Source organism: Streptomyces sp. NPDC058335 (assembly GCF_042723915.1).
Lineage (GTDB): Bacteria > Actinomycetota > Actinomycetes > Streptomycetales > Streptomycetaceae > Streptomyces.
The window spans coordinates 79081-97266 of sequence record NZ_JBHXHX010000002.1 but is presented as its reverse complement, the minus strand read 5'-3'; the positions used below and the strand labels follow the sequence as shown (position 1 = coordinate 97266).

The following is an 18186-nucleotide window of genomic DNA, read 5'->3' as shown; positions in this document are numbered from 1 at the left end:
ACCCATGAACCACATCGTTACTGTTCAGGACGCTGTTACCGCGTTCGCCGACTTCATGGAACCGACAGCCGCTGAGCTGGACGCGATCGAGCAGGAGTCCCCGCTGATCCTGGCGGAGGTCGACCTGCTGGACGCGCAGATCATCACGCTGGACCGCACGCCGACCGACCTCGACGCCCGCCGGATCCGGCGGGCCCGTAACCGGGTGCTGGCCGCGCGGCGGGACCTGGTCAACCGCACCACCGGCGCGGCGGGCGGTGCGGCGTGAACGCCAAGACCGTGCTGCCCGCCGTGGCGATGACGGCGGTGTCCATGGTCCTCACGCTGGCCGTGGTCATGATGTGGCTGGGCACGGCAGTGCCGTGGCCGGTCGCCCTGGTCGTCGGTCTCGGGATCGACGGCGGATGGCTGGCCACCCTCGCCTACGAACGGCGTCTGGCCGCGCAGGGCGACCACAGCAACGCCGTCACCGCCGTCGGCTGGTCCTTCGGCCTGCTCGCGGCCGGCGTCCTGGTCGCCCACGCGCTCACCGCCGACCACTCGGCCGGCGCGTGGCTGGCCGTCGCGTGGCTGCCCATCGCGGCCAAAGCGCTGTGGCTGGTGCACGGCATGTGGGAGCGCACCGCGCTCACCCCCTCCGCCCTCGGAGCGATCCGAGGCATCCAGCAGGAAGCGCGCGACGAGGCGGCCGTGGCCCGCGCCCGGCTGCGGGCGGAAGCGGCCACCGAGGAGACGCGGCTGACGGCCGTGACGCAGGCCGGTGCCCGCGTCGCACGCGTCCAAGCCAGGACGGCCGAGACCCTCGCCGGGGCGTGGTCGACGCTGGAGAGGGCCCGTGCCGGGGAGGACACCGGCAGGGCGCTGACCAGTGTGACGGCCCGTGTCACGCCCGGCGTCACATCCCGCTGGGACCTGCCCGTCTGGGGTCCCACCGAGGCCGTTCCCGCGCTGGACGCGGGGCCCGCGCTCACGGATGCGGAACTGGACGCGCTGGTCGACGAGATCCGGCAGAGCCAGACCCCGGCCCTGTCGTATCGCGAGATGGCCGTCCGCTTCCGCGCGGCCGGCCACTCCGCCTCCGAGGTCCGGCTGCGGTCGGCGTGGAAGCGCGTCGCCTGATGGCCACGCTCCCGGTCTACCGGTGGCGCCTCGCCCCGGACGGCTACGCCACCCGCCGACAGCTGAGGGCCCGCAACCTGCGCCCCGGCGGCCAGGACGTTGCGGCTCAACTCGAACGGCCCCGCCGTCGCCGGGGCCCGCTGATCGCCTACCTCTACCGGGTCGACCTGGCCAAGCCGGTCCGGCCCATGACCCCCGGCCGGTGGGCGGCCCTGGCCAAGGCCAACGCCGCCCGCCGCATCTGCCCCGCCTGCCGGCGTGACGCCGGATACGTCATCCCCACCTCGCTCGGCATGTGCGTGCCCTGCGCCTACCCCGACCCGCACGCCTGAGAAGGGAACACCTGATGGGCAACGCCGACATCCGCCGTCTGGACCGCGAGATCGAGAAGGCTACGAAGAAGCTGGAAGCGGTCCGGCGGGGCGAGTGGTGGCCGCTGAACGGCAGCGAGCGCCGGGCCATGGCCCGCGCCCTGGCCGGCGGCGCCTACCAGATCACCCGTGGCCGCAGCGCGGGCCGTGCCGAACAGCGCATGGACACCACCGGCACGGCCGCCGAGATGCGGCTGAACGCCGAACTGGCCGCGCTGCACGGCGAGCGGCAGCGGCTCATCACCGAGGCCGCCCGCGCCAAGGCCGCCAAGAAGAAGTCCGGCTGGTTCTGACCAGCCCACCCCCGTGCGCCGGGGTGGCCGCTCTTTCCACGGACCCGGCCACCCCGGCACCTGCACTCCCACATCTCCCGCCCCTCAAGAGGGGGCAGTCAGGAGCAGTTCCAGCATGTCTGAGAACGTCGTTCACCTCCACAAGCCCACCGACCCGCCGGCCCCCGGTACGGCGCCCACGGTGCTCACCGTTGTGCCCGACGCCCCGCCGGCCCGGCCCGTTCCCCTGTGGGTGCGCTCAGGCCGCGCGGTGAAGACCGCTGTCACGCACGAGACGACCAGGGCGACGGGTAGGGCGGTTGCCCGGCACGCGTCGTACACGTTCAACGGCGGGCGGATCGTGGCCCGCCGCACCTGGGACGGCAAGACCGGCTCCCGCTACGAGCGCATGATCCGCGCGGCGGAAGCCGCGGGGAACCTGGAAGCGGCCGAGGAGTGGGAGGAGCGACTGACGCGCTTCCGCGCGGCCCGCCACCACCGCCGCATGGACCTGCTCCACTCACCCGTGGATGCCGCCAAGGGCGTCGGGGTCGGTGCCGGTATGAGCGTCGGTCTGCTGGTCGCCCTCGGAGTCGTCATGGCGATCAACTCGGGCGAGGTCCGGGACGTGGTCACGCCGCTGTCCGCGACCATCGACTTCATCGCGACGCTGATCCGGATCGTTCAGATCCTGTGGGGACCGGCCATCTCCCTGGGCCCGTTCCTCGCCCTGCTCGCCCTGTGGGCCGTCGGCAGCAAGCAGCATGCCGCACCCGCCTGGGCCCTGCCCGCCAACGTCCGCAACAGCGAGGGCGAGCCCATCACGCCGTCGATCGTGGTCAAGGCCCTGCGCGATCTCGGAGTGCCCGCGCTGCGCAACGCCATCAAGGAGATGGGTGACGCCGGCGCCTCGATGCTCGGTCCGATCCGGATCGCCGGATGCGGCGTGGAGGTCGACGTGACCCTGCCCTCGGGGGTGGCGACGAACGAGGTGCAGGCCAAGCGGCGCAGGCTCGCTGAGAACCTCACCCGGCATGAGCACGAGGTGTTCATCACCATCCCGGAGGCTGCCCGCACGGTGCGGCTGTGGATCGCCGATTCCGGCGCGCTGGACGAGCCGATCGGCCCGTCCCCGCTGGTCACGGACGAGACGATGACCGCGAACTACAAGACCGGCAAGGCCCCGTGGGGTCAGGACCTGCGCGGCGACACCGCCGCGATCAGCCTGTACCAACGCCACCTGCTGGTCACCGGCCTGTCCAACCAGGGCAAGACCGCCGCCCTGCGCGCCCTCGCCCTGTGGCTCGCGTTGGACCGCTCCGTGCAGTTCTGGATCGCCGACCTCAAGGGCATCGGCGACTGGGCCATGTTCGAGGGCATCGCACAGGTACTGATCGAGGGCCCCTCGGACAACCACTGCATCCAGGCGACCGAGATGGTTGAGAACGCGGTGGAGGAGATGAACCGGCGGATCGAGGCACGCCGCAAGGACCCGTCCATCGTGTTCGAGCCGCTGATCGTGACGGTGGATGAGGCACAGAAGGCGTTCATGTGCCCGGCCAAGGGCGAGGACGGCCGTCCCTACGGCGGCTCCAAGGCAACGTCCCGCTACTTCATGGGCGTCCGTGAGATCCACAACCAGGGCCGTGCGGTCGACGTGCTGATGTGGCAGGGCACGCAGGACCCCACCGACCAGAACCTTCCCAAGCTGGTCCGCGAGGGCGCCCACACCCGCGCCTCCCTCGTGGTGGGCACCGAGTCCCAGGCCGTCATGGCGCTCGGTGCCAAGGCCGTCAACGCCGGCGCCGCCCCGCACCTGCTGCGCCAAGGGCTGGACAAGGGCACCCTCGTGGTCGCCTCCGACGGCATCACGATCCCGGCCGGGCAGGCGTCCATCACGGTGCGCACCCACTTCATCGACGACGAACCGGCCGCCGAGATCGCCGACCGGGCCAAGGCCCTGCGCGACGGCGTCACCACCCTGCGACTGGTCGACCAGGGCGAGGAGCGCGACGCGCTCGCCGACGTCGCTTCCGTCATCGGCGACGCGCCGCGGCTGCGGACCAACGAGGTCCTCAAGCGGCTGCACGCCCTGGCCCCGAACGTCTACGGCGACCAGTGGACCAACGACCGCCTCAAGGCCCTATTGGAGAAGCACGGCGAGGAACCGAAGAAGTCCCACGGGGTCATGGTCCTCCACCGCGATCACGTCCTGCGGGCGCTCGCCCACCGCGACGCCAACGGTTCCGCTTCCACCGCCGAGTAGCGGGGAGGAACACCCTCCCGGACCGGGGAGGCGGGGAGAACTCCCCAACCCCCTCCCCGGACCGCATCCCCCACGTTGATCAGGGAAAACACCGTTTCGGGGAAGCGGGGAGCCTCCCTGCTCAGACCCCCGAAACCCCCTCCACACGGCACCCCGAAGGGGGTGCCCCTGCCTCCCCCGCCAAGCACCGGAAGGGATTCCACATGTACCCCGACCACACCCACAACCCACCCGCCTTACGGGCCGTGGAAGTCCACCACCCCACCCCCCTCACCCCCACCGCGCCGTACCCGGCACCCCTCGTTCCCGCCCAGCCGCACACCGTGCCGGCCGTGGCGAGCGTGATCCTGCCCGACGGCCGTGTGGTCACCGGCTACGCCATCGAGCACGCGCACCCGGCCCCGCTCGCCGCCAAGCCGGCCGTCTCCCGCACGGCGGTGAACGTCGCCCTCGCAGGCGTCGGGTTCCTCGCCGTCTGCGGCGGACTGCTCATGCTCACCACCTTCATCACCGCACTGGCCGCGCTGATCACCCAGCTCATCACCCTGGCCGCCGTCATCTTCGGCGGATGGATCGCCGTGCAGGTGCTCAGCAGCAACCGCCACGGCGCCGGGACCACGGTCAACATCCGCAAGGCCGTCCTCAAGCGCAACAAGTTCTACGGCTGACAAGGGAGATTCACACCGATGCTCAGGTTCCGCCTCGCTTTGGCGGGCTGCCCCCGCCGTGCCCTGGTCCTGACCGACACCCCCCGCCCCGACTGCCCGCACTGTGCGGGAGAGGGAGGTCACTCCTACGACTACGGCGACTACGACACCGGCGAGTACGCCGGATCCCACTGGGAGTTCTGCGACTGCTGGACGGCACGGTCCGTGACCCTGCTGCCGCTCCCGCGCCGGCCCCGGTGGCTGCGCCGCCGCCACGACGGCCGTGACCCGTGGGGCCCCAACGGCTACAGCGACGAACCCCTCTTCTAGGCCCGGAAAGGACCACCGTGACCGACCACGTGATCATCAACGCCCCCGAGGGCAGCAACCCGAACGGCTGGACGGACGGTGAGCCGCTCATGGAAGCCATCGCCACGGCCGTGTTCGAGCAGTGCACCATCGAGCCCACCGTGGGCCTGGTCGTCGACGACCCCCGCAACATCGCCGCCGTGGCCGCCGCCGTCGCCCGGCGTCTGCTCACCGACGGCCACCGGCCCGCCCCGCAGGCCTGGCCCACCCCCGAGCAGGCCTACGCCGACGCCCCCAGCATCAACAGCGAGATCGGCTGGACGGCCCGCTTCCTCGCCACCGCCGAGTGCTTCACCGAGCTGGGACGCGAGTTCTACCTGCGCAAGGCCGCCCTGCTCGACCGCATCGCGCTCCTGCACGAGCCGGACACCCTCAACAGCGACGCCGAGACCGCCGAAGCAGCAGCCCTGCACCTGCTCGACCTCGACCAGCCCAGCATCATCTGCGACCCGCGCACCTACGTCCGCCAGCAGTACGCCCGCCGGGCCACCGGCCACCAGTAGCTACGCCAAGGGCGGCCCCCCATCTCGCCAAAGTCGCGGGGCCGCCCTTGTCCACCTGTCACGCAATGACCTGTGGAGGTCTCCAGCATGACCCAACCCACCGACATCCGGCGAGACGGCGAGCGGCCGTTACTCCTGGACCTGTTCTCCTGCGCCAGCGGCGCCGCCATGGGCTACGCCCGCGCCGGCTTCACCGTCCACGGCTGCGACATCGCCAGCCGGCCCAACTACCCGTTCCCGTACCACCGGGGCGACGCGCTCGCCTACCTCGCCCACCTGATCACCACGGGCGAGATCCGCCGGTACACGTTCGCCCACGCCTCCCCGCCCTGCCAGCACGGATGCGCGCTGACCGTAGGCACGAACGCCTCGCAGGGATGGGGCCACTCCCACGTCGACCTGGTCGCGCCCACCCGCGACCTGCTCGAACAGACCGGCCTGCCGTACGTGATCGAGCAGCCCAACGGCCGCGCGGAGATCCGTAAAGACCTCACCGGCAAGCCGACCGTCCCGGAGCTACAGGCCGCGATGGGCATCACGTGGACGGATGTGCGCGAGGAACTCACCGAGGCCATCCCGCCCGCCTACACCGAGCACATCGGCCGCGCCTTCCTCGCCCAGGTCGCGCTGGAGGTGGCGGCATGAGCGAGCACCTGCGCATCGCCCTGCGACTCGCGGCCAACGGTCTGCCTCCGCTGCCGCTGCGCAAGGGGAAGGTGCCCTTCGGGAACTGCCCGGCATGCGCACAGAATGCGTGCGGTGGCCGGCCGAACATGAAGAACCCCGGGCCCTGCACCTGCCCGGCGCCCTGCCACGGCTGGGCCGCCGCCACCACCGACCCCCACGTCATCGACTCGCCGTCCTGGGTACGGGCCTGGCGCGAGGCGGCGGCCGTGGCCTACCACCCCGGCGGCGCCGGGCTCACCGTCGTAGACCTCGACAGTGCGGAAGCCATCCGGTGGGCTCGTGCGTGCCTGCCCGCCACCCGCATCGTGCGCACCACTCGTGGTGAGCACTGGCTCTACCAGGGCGTCATGCAGTCCGCCAACGCCGTACGGCCCGGCGTCGACGTCAAGTCGTCCATGCAGTACGCCCGCTGGCTCGGCCCCGGAACCGGCACCATCAGGGCCCTGCCGGACGTCGTGCGCGCGCTGACCGTGAAGAAGCCCCCCATGGTCCGGCCGGCGCCGCAGGTCATCACCGTGCCCGCACGGGCTGCTAACGGCGTGTGCCCCCACCGCACGCGCACGTACCTGGACCGTGGCATCGCCATGGCGGAACAGCGCATCACCGAGGCATCCAGTGCGGTGCACGCCACCGTCTACCGCACGTTCCTCGCGGTGCTGTCCACACACGGCCGGTGCGGGTGCCTGACCGAGGCGCACACCGCGCGGCTGTTCACCGCCGCGCAGGCCAAGGGCGAGTCGCCCCGGCACTGCGCCGACGCGTGGACCAACGCCCGCACCCAGTTGGGACTGTGACCATGGCCGACGACGAGAAGAACCCCGCCCGCGAGGTCATCACCGACTACGCGCAAACGCACTTCCGCTACTTCCGCACCGCCGACGGAACCGTCTACGCGCAGAAGAACGGCCACCCCGTCGCCCGCCCGATCCGCTCCCAGGGCACCACCGGCAGCCACCGCCAAGAACTCATGGTCGGCCTGTTCAAGGACGGGATCGGCGTGTTCAACGGGACCGCTCTCAAGGAGGCACTGGACTTGATCGAAGCCCTTGCACTGTCGGAGGACGTGCAGCCCGTGAACATCCGCGTGGCCCCCGGATTCGACGGGGCGACGTGGCTGGACCTGGGCCGCGATGACGGGCAGTCCGTCCGTATCCACCCCACCGGCTGGGACATCGCTATCCCCGACCCGCGCGAGGTGTGCTGGCGGCGCACCCAGCTCACCGGGGAACTGCCGCTGCCCGTCAAGGACACCGACGGCAAGGGCATCGATCTGCTGATGCGGCTGTGTAACTTCGCCAACGCGGAGACCGAGTGTCTGGCCATCGCGTGGCTGATCGGCTGTCTCGGACCGTCCGTTCCCGTGCCTGCGCCGTTTCTCACGGGGCCGCAGGGTGCGGGCAAGTCCACCGGTGGCCGGATGCTCGTGCGGATCATCGAGGGGATGAGCGGTGACCTGCGTCGGGCGCCGAAGGATGAGGAGAACCTGATCGCGGCGGTGGCGGCCGGCTGGGTCACCGCCCTGGACAACCTCTCCCACATGACGCCGGACCTGTCGGACGCGATGTGCTGCATCGTCACCGGTGCCGAGAGCGTCAAGCGTGCCCTGTTCACCGACGGGGACGTGTTCCGCGTCGGCTACCGCCGGCCCCTGCTCCTGACCGGCATCGACGTCGGCGTCATCCGGCCCGACCTCGCCGAACGGCTCCTGCCGCTGCGGTTGGAGCGGCCCCGCGTCCGGCGCACCGAGGCGGAACTGTGGGCGGAGTTTGCGGAGGTGCTGCCCGTCGTTCTCGGCTCGCTCCTGGATCTGACGGTCAAGGTCCGCGCGGCGGAGGCGGAGACGCCCACCGATCTGCGCATGGCCGACTTCGCCCACCTGTGTGCGCAGCTTGACGCGGCAACCGGCCTGGGGGCTCTCGCCGCGTACCGGGCCAGTCTGGACGACCTGAACGACGACGTGATCGAGGGTGACCTCCTCGCGCAGACCGTTCTTCGGCATGGCGAGACCATCGAGCCGGGCACGGCGCAGCGGATGACATCTACCGAGTGGCTGCACTGCCTCAGCCACCTCTACGCGGGCGAGGACTGCCGTCCCCTGCCCAAGGGGTGGCCGACCACCGGGAAGGTCCTCTCCGACCGGCTCAAGCGCCTCCAACCGACCCTGGCCGCACGTGGTGTCCTCATCGACTCGGGCCGCACCAAGGCGGGCCGCTACCTCGAAATGACCCGCACCGTCGCCCTGGCCCTGCCCCCGCACCAGCAGCAGCGGATGCACTGACCCGCGCCGCTCACCCGGACAAGCAAGAGGAGCACACGGGGCAGGGCGTGCTCCTCTTGCTGTTCGGCGGAACGCCGCCTCCAGGTCGCGCCGCGCAGCGGCTCCTTCTTCACGCTGGAAGGGCGCCGACCACAACAGACACCCCCTCTTTTGTCCTAAGAGGGAAACGCTGCGTCATCTGCGTCATGCAAGCCGGAAAATGGCCCCCCACCTGCGGAGACAGGCATGACGCAGACGGCCGACTCTGCGTCATCCAGCGTCATCTGCGTCATCCGATGACGCAGCCCATGACGCTGCGATGACGCACCCCCGAGCCGCTACGTCACACAAAAGTGCAGGTCAGACGCCTGAATGACGCTGATGACGCAATGACGCAGAAATCCGCACCTCGGACAGGCACGCCCCCGAAACAGGATCCTCGCCCGCGCACGGAGGACATGCCATGAGCACCGCACGTGAACAGCCGGACCCGCGCGCCACCCTCCGCGGCGGGTTGCCGGACCGCTACCTCACGGCCGACGACATCGCCGTGATCTTCAAAGTGCCCAAAGAGACGGTCTACCAGTGGCGCCGGAAGCGCATGGGACCGCCCGGATTCCGCATCGGCAAGTACATCCGCTACGACCCCGCCGACGTGCTCGCTCACGTCGCAGAGCGCAAGAACACCGACCGCGTGGCGGTCTGACACATCTCACACACATGCAGGGCCGGCCGCGCGGTCGGCCCTGTTCCATGCCGCGAGAGGACTCCGCCGAATATGGCAGGCAGCATCCAAGACCGCTGGTTCAAGACCGAGACCAACACCGACGGCAAGACCGTCCGCGTCAAGACCGAGCGCTACGGGACCGGCATGCGCTACCGGGCCCGCTACTTCGCGCCCGACGGCAAGCGCAAGGGCAAGTCCTTCCCCGACGGACAGAAGCGCCTCGCCGAGCAGTGGCTGAGCAAAATCACGGCGGACGTGGCACGCGGCGACTACATCGACCCGAACGCGTCCCGAACGTCGTTTCAGGAGTTCGCCGAAGGCTGGCTCGCGAGCCAGAGCGGGGACCCGAACACCCGCGCGTCGATGCAGTCGCAGCTCAAGCTGCACGCCTTCCCGCGCATCGGGTCGCGTCCCCTGGGGTCGTTCCAGCCCAGCCACATCCGTGAGTTCGTGACGCAACTGGAAGCGTCCGGCATGTCTGGCGCGTACGCCCGCGTGATCTTCTCCAACGTCCGGGCCGTGCTCTCTGCGGCCGTTGAGGACGGCTACCTTCGCCGGAATCCGTGCAACTCGCGCACGGTGACACTCCCCGAAATGGGCACGCGCCGTGTCGTCCCGTGGCAGCCGGAACGCGTCTTCGCCATGCGGGCCGCCATGGTCGAACGCTTCCGGCCCATGGTGGACGTGGGCGCCGGCTGCGGCCTACGTCAAGGCGAGATCCTTGGGCTGTGTGTCGATGAGGTGGACTTCGACAGCGGCACCCTGCACGTGGTGCAGCAGCTCAAGCTCAGCCTGAGTAAGGCCGTGTTCGCGCCCCCGAAAGGCGGCAAGCTCCGTGACGTTCCTCTGCCCGATCCTGTGGCGGAAGCGCTCAAGAAGCACATCGAGCGCTTCCCGCCTGTCGAGATCACGTTGCCGTGGATGCGGGCGAACGGCCAGCCGGTGACTAAGCGCCTGATCTTCAGCGGCCCCAATGGTGGACACGTCTGGCGTACGTCGCTGAACGAAGACCACTGGAAGCCCTCGCTCGCGGCCGTCGGCATCATCCCGAAGGCCAAGAGCCGGGAACACGCTGCCGCACGGGAGCACGGGATGCACGCCCTGAGGCACTTCTACGCGTCGGTTCTGCTGGACGCGGGCGAGAGCATCAAGGCCGTGAGCGAGTACCTGGGACACTCCGATCCGGGGCTGACGTTGAAGGTGTACGCGCACCTCATGCCGAGCAGCCGGGACCGTGCCAGAAAGGCGCTCGCCCTGGCACTTCGGCCACCGCAGGATCCGGGGCGCTGAGGGCCCATGGTGGGCCCAGGCCGTGAGAATGCCCCCGATCTGCACCATAAGTGCAGGTCGGGGGCATGATCACGGAACCTACTTCTTCTTGCCCTGGTTCTTGACCGCCTCGATCGCTGCCGCTGCCGCGGCCGGGTCGAGGTAGGTGCCGCCGGGGGTGAGCGGCTTGAAGTCGGTGTCCAGTTCGTAGGACAGGGGGATGCCCGTGGGGATGTTCAGGCCCGCGATGTCGGCGTCGGAGATGCCGTCGAGGTGCTTGACCAGGGCGCGGAGCGAGTTGCCGTGGGCGGCGACCAGGACCGTGCGGCCGGTGAGGAGGTCGGGGACGATGGCGTCGAACCAGTAGGGGAGCATGCGGACGACGACGTCCTTGAGGCACTCCGTCTGGGGGCGCAGCTCGGGCGGCAGGGTCGCGTAACGCGCGTCGTCGAACTGCGAGTACTCGGCGTCGCGGGCGAGCGGCGGCGGCGGGGTGTCGTACGAGCGGCGCCAGAGCATGAACTGCTCCTCGCCGAACTCGGCGAGCGTCTGGGCCTTGTCCTTGCCCTGGAGGGCGCCGTAGTGCCGCTCGTTCAGGCGCCAGGAGCGGTGGACCGGGATCCAGAGGCGGTCGGCCGCCTCGAGGGCCAGCTGCGCGGTGCGGATCGCGCGCTTCTGGAGGGACGTGTGGACCACGTCGGGCAGCAGGCCGGCGTCCTTGAGCAGCTCACCGCCGCGGACCGCCTCCTTCTCGCCCTTCTCGTTGAGGTTGACGTCCACCCAGCCGGTGAACAGGTTCTTCGCGTTCCACTCGCTCTCGCCGTGGCGGAGGAGGATCAGCTTGTACGGTGCGTCGGCCATGGCTATGAGCGTAATCCAAGGTTTTGGGGGCCGGTGCCCGGTGCCCGAGGAGCGGACAGTCGGCGGACAGTTGACGGGATCTGTTAATTGAGTGGTCGCCGTCGCCGACCCCCTCGTAAGTTCTAGGGACCGCCTGCGCCGCTTACATCCGGGGGATCTGTCATGTCGTCCGTCGTCTCCGTCAGATCCTTCCGACGTGCCGCCCGGGAGACCGTCTCCGGGCTGCCGCGCGAGTTCTGGTGGTTGTGGACCAGCACCCTGGTGAACCGGCTCGGCGCGTTCGTCGCCACCTTCATGGCGCTGTATCTGACCCTCGACCGCGGCTACTCCGCCTCCTACGCCGGTCTCGTGGCCGCGCTGCACGGGCTGGGCGGGGTCGTCTCGTCCCTCGCCGGCGGGGTGATGGCCGACCGGCTCGGGCGGCGGCCCACGATGCTCGTCGCGCAGACCGGCACCGCGCTGTCCGTGGCGGCTCTCGGCTTCGTGCACCACCCGCTCGCCATCGCCGGTGTCGCCTTCCTCGTCGGCATGGCCTCCAACGCCTCCCGGCCCGCGGTGCAGGCGATGATGGCCGACATCGTGCCGCCCGAGGACCGGGTCCGGGCGTTCTCGTTGAACTACTGGGCCATCAACCTCGGCTTCGCCATCTCCTCCATGGGCGCGGGGTTCATCGCCGAGTTCAGCTATCTCGCCGGGTTCCTGATCGAGGCCGGCATGACGCTGGCCTGCGCGATCGTCGTCTTCCTCAAGGTGCCCGAGTCCCGGCCGGAGCTGGGCGGCAAGGACGGCAAGGGCGCCGAGAAGGACGCCGTCGGGCTGGGGGCCGTACTGCGCGACCGGCGGTTCATGGCTGTGGTCGGGCTGTCCTTCCTGGTCGCGTTCGTCTTCCAGCAGGGGGCGGTCGGCCTGCCGGTGGCGATGGGCGCGGCCGGCTTCACCCCGGCCGACTACGGCATGGCGATCGCTGTCAACGGCGTCCTGATCGTCGCGCTCCAGATCCCCGTCACCCGCTTCATCCAGCACCGCGATCCGGGCCGGCTGCTGGTGATCTCGTCCGTCCTCGCCGGGTACGGCTTCGGGCTCACCGCCTTCGCCGGTTCGGTCGGTGTGTTCGCGCTGACGGTCTGCGTGTGGACCCTCGCCGAGATCGTCAACGCGCCGACCCAGACCGGCCTCGTGGTCCGCCTCTCCCCCGTCCACGGCCGCGGCCGCTACCAGGGCATGTACTCCATGTCGTGGGCGGTGGCCGCGCTCGTCGCCCCACTGACGTCCGGCGTCGTCATCGACCGGTACGGCGCGGAGTGGCTGTGGGGCCTGTGCGCGGTCGTCGGGACGGTGGCGGGCGTCGGGTATGCCGTGCTGATGCGGGGCCTGCCCGCGGAGGAGCCCGCCACCGAGCGCCCGGCAGCGGCCACGTCGGACGTGGAGGTCGGCACGGCCGCCTGAGCCGACGCACCCACGCCGCTCCCGGATGCACCCACACCCCCCTCCCGGATGCACTCACACCCCTCCCCCCTCCCGGATGCACCCGCACCGCTCAAGGATGCATCCGCGCCCCCTTCAGCACCTTGTCCACCGCGTTCCGCAGCCCGTACACCGCGAGCCCCACCAGGTCCAGGTCGTCCGTCGGCACGGCCCGTACCGCCGCGCGGTTGTCGCGGTCGTTGCCGGTGGTGAAGAGGTCGCCGGTGAACACCGCGCGCGGGAGGGACCGGGAGAGCACGCGCGCGTGGGCCGCCGTCAGCGTCTCCTTGGTGCCCTCGAAGACCAGCACGGGCTGGCGGAACATCGGCAGGTAGGGGACGCCGTCCGCGTCCTCGTACGGCTCTCCGATCACCTCGGGCACCTCCGTGCCCAGGCCGCTGACCAGGAACGCGGTGACGTTCAGGCGCTGCCAGGTCTCGAGGTCCTCGCGCAGCAGGACGGCGATCTTCGTGTCGAAGCGGAGGGGTTCAGTGCTCATGCCACGAGACTGCCGTCCGGCGTACGACGGCGTCTTGTACGTTCTTTGCATGGCCGTTCCCCGTCCGGCCCCGCAGCCGGCCGCCGCCGTCTCCGCCTGGCGCCCGCAGGTCCCGGGTGTCGTGGAGGTCTTCCACGCGCACTTCACCGGGTACGCCTATCCGATGCACGTGCACGAGGCGTGGACTCTGCTCATCGTCGACGACGGGGCCGTACGGTACGACCTCGACCGGCATGAGCACGGCACCCCGCACGACACCGTGTCGCTGTTGCCGCCCCACGTGCCGCACAACGGTTCCGCCGTCACCCCGGACGGTTTCCGCAAGCGGGTGCTGTATCTCGACGCGAGCGTGCTCGGCGAGGAGCTGATCGGGCCGGCCGTGGACGGGCCCGATCTGCGGGATCCGGTGCTGCGGCGGCGGGTGGGCCAGTTGCACGGCGCACTGTCCCGGCCCGGCGACGAATTGGAGGCCGACAGCCGGCTGACGTTCATCGGAGAGCGGCTGCGCGGCCTGCTGCGCCCCGGTCAGGCCGTACGGCCGCCGCATCGCGACCCCGTTCTGGCGCGCCGGCTGCGGGAGTTGCTCGACGCGCGCGTGGCGGAGGGGCTGACGCTGGACACGGCGGCCGGACTGCTCCAGGCGCATCCGGCGCATCTGGTGCGGGCGTTCAGCGGGGCGTACGGCATCGCGCCGCATCAGTATCTGACCGCCCGCCGGGTGGACCGGGCCCGCCGGCTGCTGCTCGACGGGCTGCCGGCGGGCGAGGTCGCGGTGGCCGCGGGCTTCTATGACCAGGCCCATCTCACCCGGCACTTCCGCAGGCTGGTGGGGGTGACGCCGGGGCGTTACGGCTCCGCGTCCGCCCCCGCGGCGTCGGCTACCTGACGTCGACGTAGTCGCCGGCCGCCGAGGCGCCGCCGGTCGTGGCGGTCTCGCCGAAGGTCCAGCGCCAGTAGCCGTCGGTGTTCGCGGTGACCGTGGTCCGCAGGTAGCCCGCCGAGTCCGCGTTGACGGTCCTGACGGTGGAGTAGGTGCTGGTGCCCGCCTTGCGGAACTGGAGCTTCGCCGCCTTGCCGCCGTATCCGGCGTAGGCGTGCTTGACCCAGTCCGCGCGCGTGAGCCGGCCGGTGACGGTGAGCGTCTTGCCCTTGACGACGGGTTCCGGGGAGGCGTTGGCGGTGGCCTTCGCGGCGCGCTTGATCTGGGTGCTGCCGAGGCCGGTCAGGTATTCCTGGCTTTTCAGGCGGTCGTCCGCCGTCCAGACCATCGCGTTGAAGGCGACCTTCCAGGTCGTGGCGTCCCCGTTGGAGTCCAGGCGGTACGGCGGGTCGATGTAGAAGTCGCCCGAGCAGTTCGCGGCGCGCGAGCCGTCCTCGTCGCAGGTGATGCCTCCCATCCAGATGCCGCCGCTGACGAAGCCCTTGGCGGCGGTGGTGTCATGGCGGTGGAGGAAGGGGTTCGCGTCGATCGTGGCGAGCGAGTGGCCCGAGGGCCAGGTCACGCGGAAGCTCACGCCGGGGCGTACTTCCTGGGTGGTGCCGACGACGATGGGCCTGCCGCCGTTGACGACCACGTTGGACACCGTGATGCCGGTGTCCGCCGCCTCCGCGGCCGGTGCGGCGAACGCCGTCAGGGCGAGCGCTCCCGCGACCACGGCCACGGTGGTGGATCTGCCTGCGCGCATGCGCGACCTCTTTCTCCGGTGGGGATCAGGTCGCGGCAGGCTAACAGCAGGTCAACAGGGGTCTACTGGCTGGGTCGTTGCGTCAGGTTGCGGAACGCGTCGAGGTTGCGGGTCGACTCGCCGCGGGAGACGCGCCAGGCGTACTCCTTGCGGATCGCGGAGGCGAACCCCAGCTCCAGCAGGGTGTTGAAGGCACCGTCGGCGGCCTCCAGAACCTGGCCGAGGAGCCGGTCGGTCTCCTCGGGGGTGACCGTGGAGAGCGGGAGGCGGGCGGTGACGTAGATGTCGCCGAGGGGGTCGACGGCGTAGCTCACGCCGTACAGCTTGAGGTTGCGTTCCAGGAGCCAGCGGTGGACGCCCGCCTCGTTCTCGTCGGGGTGGCGGATGACGAAGGCGTTCAGCGACAGGGAGTGGCGGCCGACGATCAGGGAGACGGTCGTCCTCAGCTTGCGGGTGCCGGGGAGCTGGACGACGTAGCTGCCGGGATCGGGGCTCTCCCACTCCAGCTCGGCGTCCTTCAGGACGTCCTCGATGACCCGCGCGGCAGTCTTGTCGGCGTCACTCATGCTGGCCTCACCCATGCTGGGAGCGTACGTGACGGCGGTGGGACTGTACGGCGGCCGTGTAGACGTCGGCGGTGGCGGCGGCCGCGGTGTCCCAGCCGAAGGACTGCGCGTGCCGGGCGGCGGCCGCGCCCATGCGGGCGGGCAGCTCGGGGTGGTCGGCGAGTTCCGCGAGCACGCGCGCGTAGCGGGCCGGTTCGTGGCCCTGCACCAGGAAGCCGGTCTCGCCGTCACGGACGGCCACCGGCAGCCCGCCGACCGAGGCCGCGAGCACGGGTGTGCCGGTGGCCTGCGCCTCTATGGCGACCAGCCCGAACGACTCGCTGTAGGACGGCACGACGAGGACGGACGCGGCCCGGAACCAGTCCGCGAGCTGATCCTGTCCGACGGGCGGGCGGAACCGTACGACGTCGGAGATGCCGAGGCGCGCGGCGAGCTTCTGGAGGCCCTCCGGCTTGGCGAGGCCGCTGCCGCTGGGGCCGCCGACGACCGGTACGACCATCTTCGACCGCAGGTCGGGGCGCTGGTCGAGGAGGACGGCGACGGCGCGCAGCAGCACGTCGGGGGCCTTGAGCGGCTGGATGCGCCCGGCGAACAGCGGGATCAGGGCGTCCTGCGGGAGGTCCAGGCGGGCGCGGGCGGCGGCGCGGCCGTCGGCCGGGCGGAAGCGGTCGAGGTTGACGCCGGGGTGGACGACGGCGATCTTGCCGGGTTCGGCGCCGTAGTGCCGGGCGAGTTCTCCGGCCTCCTCCGCGGTGTTGGCGATGAGGCGGTCGGCGGCGGCGACGATCTGCATCTCGCCGATGACGCGGGCGGCGGGTTCGGGGGTGTCGCCGTCGGCGAGGTTGGCGTTCTTGACCTTGGCCATGGTGTGCATGGCGTGCACGAGGGGGGTGCCCCAGCGCTGGGCGGCGAGCCAGCCGACGTGGCCGGAGAGCCAGTAGTGCGAGTGGACCAGGTCGTAGTGGCCGGGGCGGTGGCCGGCCCAGGCCTGCATCACGCCGTGCGTGAAGGCGCACAGCTGGGCGGGCAGCTCCTCCTTGGCGAGGCCCTCGTAGGGGCCGGCGTCGATGTGCCGGACGAGGACGCCGGGGGCCAGCTCGACGGTGGGCGGGAGGCCGCCGGTGGTGGCCCGCGTGAAGATCTCGACCTCGATGTTGATCGCGGCGAGGCGCTGGGCCAGCTCCACGATGTAGACGTTCATGCCGCCGGCGTCGCCGGTGCCGGGCTGGTGGAGGGGTGAGGTGTGCACGGAGAGCATGGCGACACGCCGGGGACGGCGGTGCAGTCGCAGTCGTGAGGGTGCCGCCGAAGAGCGACGCCCGAGCCTGCTGACGTACTGGCTCACGTGGCGTTTCCTCCTTGCTGCGGGCATGCCGGACGGAGGGTGTGGGGCGCCCTCCAAGGGGGTCCAACGCGGGAACGAGGCATTCCCATTCCGTACGGATGTGAGGCGGGGCGGTTTTTGCCTGGCCGTTACCGTCTGTCGCTCAACCGTTCGAGGACGGCTGGCGTCTGGGGCTCCCGTGACCGGCGAGGGTCCCCCTGGCGGGTACCGCATACCCTCGTAGGCATGTCCCCCCGCACGCCGCCCCTCCCTCACTCTCGGCTTCGCTCGGGGGGGACCCCCATCGTGGGCACGGTCACGCGCGGGACCACCAATCCGAACCGGCTGCGCCGCATGGACCGCTGGATCGCCGCGGTCCACGGCGCCGAGCTGCGCCGCGCCGACGGCCCCGTGGCCGTCGACCTCGGCTACGGCGCCGCGCCCTGGACGGCCGTCGAGCTGCTGACCCGGCTGCGGTCCGTCGCCCCGCACGCGCGCGTGGTGGGCGTCGAGATCGAACCGGCCCGGGTCACCGCGGCGAAGCCGTACGAACGCGACGGCCTCGCCTTCCGGCACGGCGGCTTCGAGGTCCCGGTGACCCGGCCGCCGCACCTCATCCGCGCCGCCAATGTGCTGCGCCAGTACGACGAGGACCAGGTCGCCGCGGTCTGGGAGCGGCTGTGCGCCCGGCTCTCCCCTGCCGACCCCGCGAGCGGGTCGCGGGGCGGGCTGGTCGTCGAGGGGACGTGCGACGAGATCGGGCGGCGGCACGTGTGGGTGGCGCTCGGCCCGGAGGGGCCTCGCACGGTCACCTTCGCGACCCGGCTGGGGTCCCTGGAGCGGCCCTCGGACCTGGCGGAACGGCTCCCGAAGGCGCTGATCCACCGCAATGTGCCCGGCGAACCGGTGCACGCCTTCCTGCGCGACTTCGACCGCGCCTGGGCCGCGGCCGCGCCCTACGCCTCCTACGGCGCCCGCCAGCGGTGGATCCGCACGGCGCGGGCCCTCACCACCGACTGGCCGGTGACGGACGGACCGGTGCGGTGGCGGCAGGGGGAAGTGACCGTGGCGTGGGGGGCGTTGGCGCCTCGCGGGTAGGGACGAGGTTGTGGCCGGGGGGGGAGCGGGTTCGGGGCTGCGGGTGCCAACCGCAGGTGCCGGGCCGCGGACACAAGACCGCCGCGGGTGCGGAACTCGCGCGGAATCCCTCTCCGGAGACGCCTCGTTCACCTCCGGCACCTCCAACTGCTCCCGGCCTCGGGAACGATCCCCGTGAGGCGTTCGTCACAAAGAAGGGGAG

The 18186-nt window shown here is 71.1% G+C and carries 21 protein-coding genes; 16 read left to right on the top strand and 5 right to left on the bottom strand.

Features of this window, described 5'->3' with window-relative positions:
* The first annotated feature begins 4 nt into the window (after positions 1-4).
* From ACFWJX_RS03510 to ACFWJX_RS03450, 13 genes are all read left to right on the top strand, one after another.
* Positions 5-268 carry a DUF6284 family protein gene (locus ACFWJX_RS03510; protein WP_383236208.1) on the top strand — a complete coding sequence of 88 codons (264 nt, stop codon included), beginning with the start codon at positions 5-7 and terminating at the stop codon, positions 266-268.
* Positions 265-1119, top strand: coding sequence for a protein spdB (locus ACFWJX_RS03505; RefSeq protein WP_383236205.1), 855 nt, complete (start codon positions 265-267; stop codon positions 1117-1119). Before ACFWJX_RS03510 ends, ACFWJX_RS03505 begins: the two co-directional genes overlap by 4 nt.
* Positions 1119-1451 carry an RRQRL motif-containing zinc-binding protein gene (locus tag ACFWJX_RS03500; protein ID WP_383236202.1) on the top strand — a complete coding sequence of 111 codons (333 nt, stop codon included), beginning with the start codon at positions 1119-1121 and terminating at the stop codon, positions 1449-1451. The genes ACFWJX_RS03505 and ACFWJX_RS03500 overlap by 1 nt, the downstream gene beginning before the upstream one ends.
* 14 nt (positions 1452-1465) lie before the next feature.
* On the top strand, positions 1466-1783 hold the full coding sequence (locus tag ACFWJX_RS03495) for a hypothetical protein (protein ID WP_383236199.1): 318 nt from the start codon (positions 1466-1468) through the stop codon (positions 1781-1783).
* 115 nt (positions 1784-1898) lie between these two features.
* A complete protein-coding gene (locus ACFWJX_RS03490; RefSeq protein ID WP_383236196.1) occupies positions 1899-4028 on the top strand; it encodes an FtsK/SpoIIIE domain-containing protein in 2130 nt (709 codons plus the stop codon).
* 203 nt (positions 4029-4231) lie between these two features.
* Entirely contained in the window at positions 4232-4696 is a 465-nt protein-coding gene (locus ACFWJX_RS03485; RefSeq protein ID WP_383236193.1) for a hypothetical protein, read from the top strand.
* Between the two features lie 18 nt (positions 4697-4714).
* Positions 4715-5005 (top strand): hypothetical protein, encoded by a 291-nt coding sequence (locus ACFWJX_RS03480; protein ID WP_383236190.1) that lies wholly within the window; start codon positions 4715-4717, stop codon positions 5003-5005.
* 17 nt (positions 5006-5022) lie between these two features.
* Complete coding sequence (locus ACFWJX_RS03475) at positions 5023-5547, top strand: hypothetical protein (RefSeq protein ID WP_383236187.1); 525 nt, start codon at positions 5023-5025, stop codon at positions 5545-5547.
* An 87-nt stretch (positions 5548-5634) separates the two neighbouring features.
* Positions 5635-6192, top strand: coding sequence for a DNA methylase (locus tag ACFWJX_RS03470; RefSeq protein WP_383236184.1), 558 nt, complete (start codon positions 5635-5637; stop codon positions 6190-6192).
* Positions 6189-7028 carry a bifunctional DNA primase/polymerase gene (locus ACFWJX_RS03465; protein WP_383236181.1) on the top strand — a complete coding sequence of 280 codons (840 nt, stop codon included), beginning with the start codon at positions 6189-6191 and terminating at the stop codon, positions 7026-7028. Before ACFWJX_RS03470 ends, ACFWJX_RS03465 begins: the two co-directional genes overlap by 4 nt.
* A gap of 2 nt (positions 7029-7030) precedes the next feature.
* A complete protein-coding gene (locus ACFWJX_RS03460) occupies positions 7031-8512 on the top strand; it encodes an ATP-binding protein (RefSeq protein ID WP_383236179.1) in 1482 nt (493 codons plus the stop codon).
* Positions 8513-8954: 442 nt separating this feature from the next.
* Positions 8955-9197, top strand: coding sequence for a helix-turn-helix domain-containing protein (locus ACFWJX_RS03455; protein ID WP_383236177.1), 243 nt, complete (start codon positions 8955-8957; stop codon positions 9195-9197).
* Between the two features lie 72 nt (positions 9198-9269).
* Positions 9270-10508, top strand: a complete 1239-nt coding sequence (locus ACFWJX_RS03450) for a tyrosine-type recombinase/integrase (protein WP_383236174.1) — start codon at positions 9270-9272, stop codon at positions 10506-10508.
* A 78-nt stretch (positions 10509-10586) separates the two neighbouring features.
* Here ACFWJX_RS03450 and ACFWJX_RS03445 read toward each other — a convergent pair whose 3' ends face one another.
* A complete protein-coding gene (locus ACFWJX_RS03445; RefSeq protein WP_319257254.1) occupies positions 10587-11348 on the bottom strand; it encodes a phosphoglyceromutase in 762 nt (253 codons plus the stop codon).
* A 162-nt stretch (positions 11349-11510) separates the two neighbouring features.
* Here ACFWJX_RS03445 and ACFWJX_RS03440 point away from each other — a divergent pair, with 162 nt between their 5' ends.
* Positions 11511-12794: an MDR family MFS transporter gene (locus ACFWJX_RS03440; RefSeq protein ID WP_383236169.1), complete on the top strand. Its 1284-nt coding sequence runs from the start codon at positions 11511-11513 to the stop codon at positions 12792-12794.
* Positions 12795-12885: 91 nt separating this feature from the next.
* On the opposite strand, the gene ACFWJX_RS03435 is transcribed toward ACFWJX_RS03440, so the two are convergent.
* Positions 12886-13362 carry a DUF2000 family protein gene (locus ACFWJX_RS03435; RefSeq protein ID WP_383236166.1) on the bottom strand — a complete coding sequence of 159 codons (477 nt, stop codon included), beginning with the start codon at positions 13360-13362 and terminating at the stop codon, positions 12886-12888.
* Between ACFWJX_RS03435 and ACFWJX_RS03430 the strand changes: the two genes are divergently transcribed.
* Entirely contained in the window at positions 13361-14197 is an 837-nt protein-coding gene (locus ACFWJX_RS03430; RefSeq protein ID WP_383236163.1) for an AraC family transcriptional regulator, read from the top strand. The genes ACFWJX_RS03435 and ACFWJX_RS03430 overlap by 2 nt on opposite strands.
* Here ACFWJX_RS03430 and ACFWJX_RS03425 read toward each other — a convergent pair.
* From ACFWJX_RS03425 to mshA, 3 genes are all read right to left on the bottom strand, one after another.
* Complete coding sequence (locus ACFWJX_RS03425) at positions 14190-14996, bottom strand: hypothetical protein (RefSeq protein WP_383236160.1); 807 nt, start codon at positions 14994-14996, stop codon at positions 14190-14192. The two genes, ACFWJX_RS03430 and ACFWJX_RS03425, sit on opposite strands and share 8 nt — an antisense overlap.
* A gap of 62 nt (positions 14997-15058) precedes the next feature.
* Positions 15059-15562, bottom strand: a complete 504-nt coding sequence (locus ACFWJX_RS03420; protein WP_383237320.1) for a YbjN domain-containing protein — start codon at positions 15560-15562, stop codon at positions 15059-15061.
* A 7-nt stretch (positions 15563-15569) separates the two neighbouring features.
* Positions 15570-16907: a D-inositol-3-phosphate glycosyltransferase gene (gene mshA, locus ACFWJX_RS03415; RefSeq protein ID WP_383236157.1), complete on the bottom strand. Its 1338-nt coding sequence runs from the start codon at positions 16905-16907 to the stop codon at positions 15570-15572.
* 225 nt (positions 16908-17132) lie between these two features.
* Here mshA and ACFWJX_RS03410 point away from each other — a divergent pair, with 225 nt between their 5' ends.
* A complete protein-coding gene (locus tag ACFWJX_RS03410; protein WP_383236154.1) occupies positions 17133-17984 on the top strand; it encodes a class I SAM-dependent methyltransferase in 852 nt (283 codons plus the stop codon).
* Positions 17985-18186 lie beyond the last annotated feature (202 nt).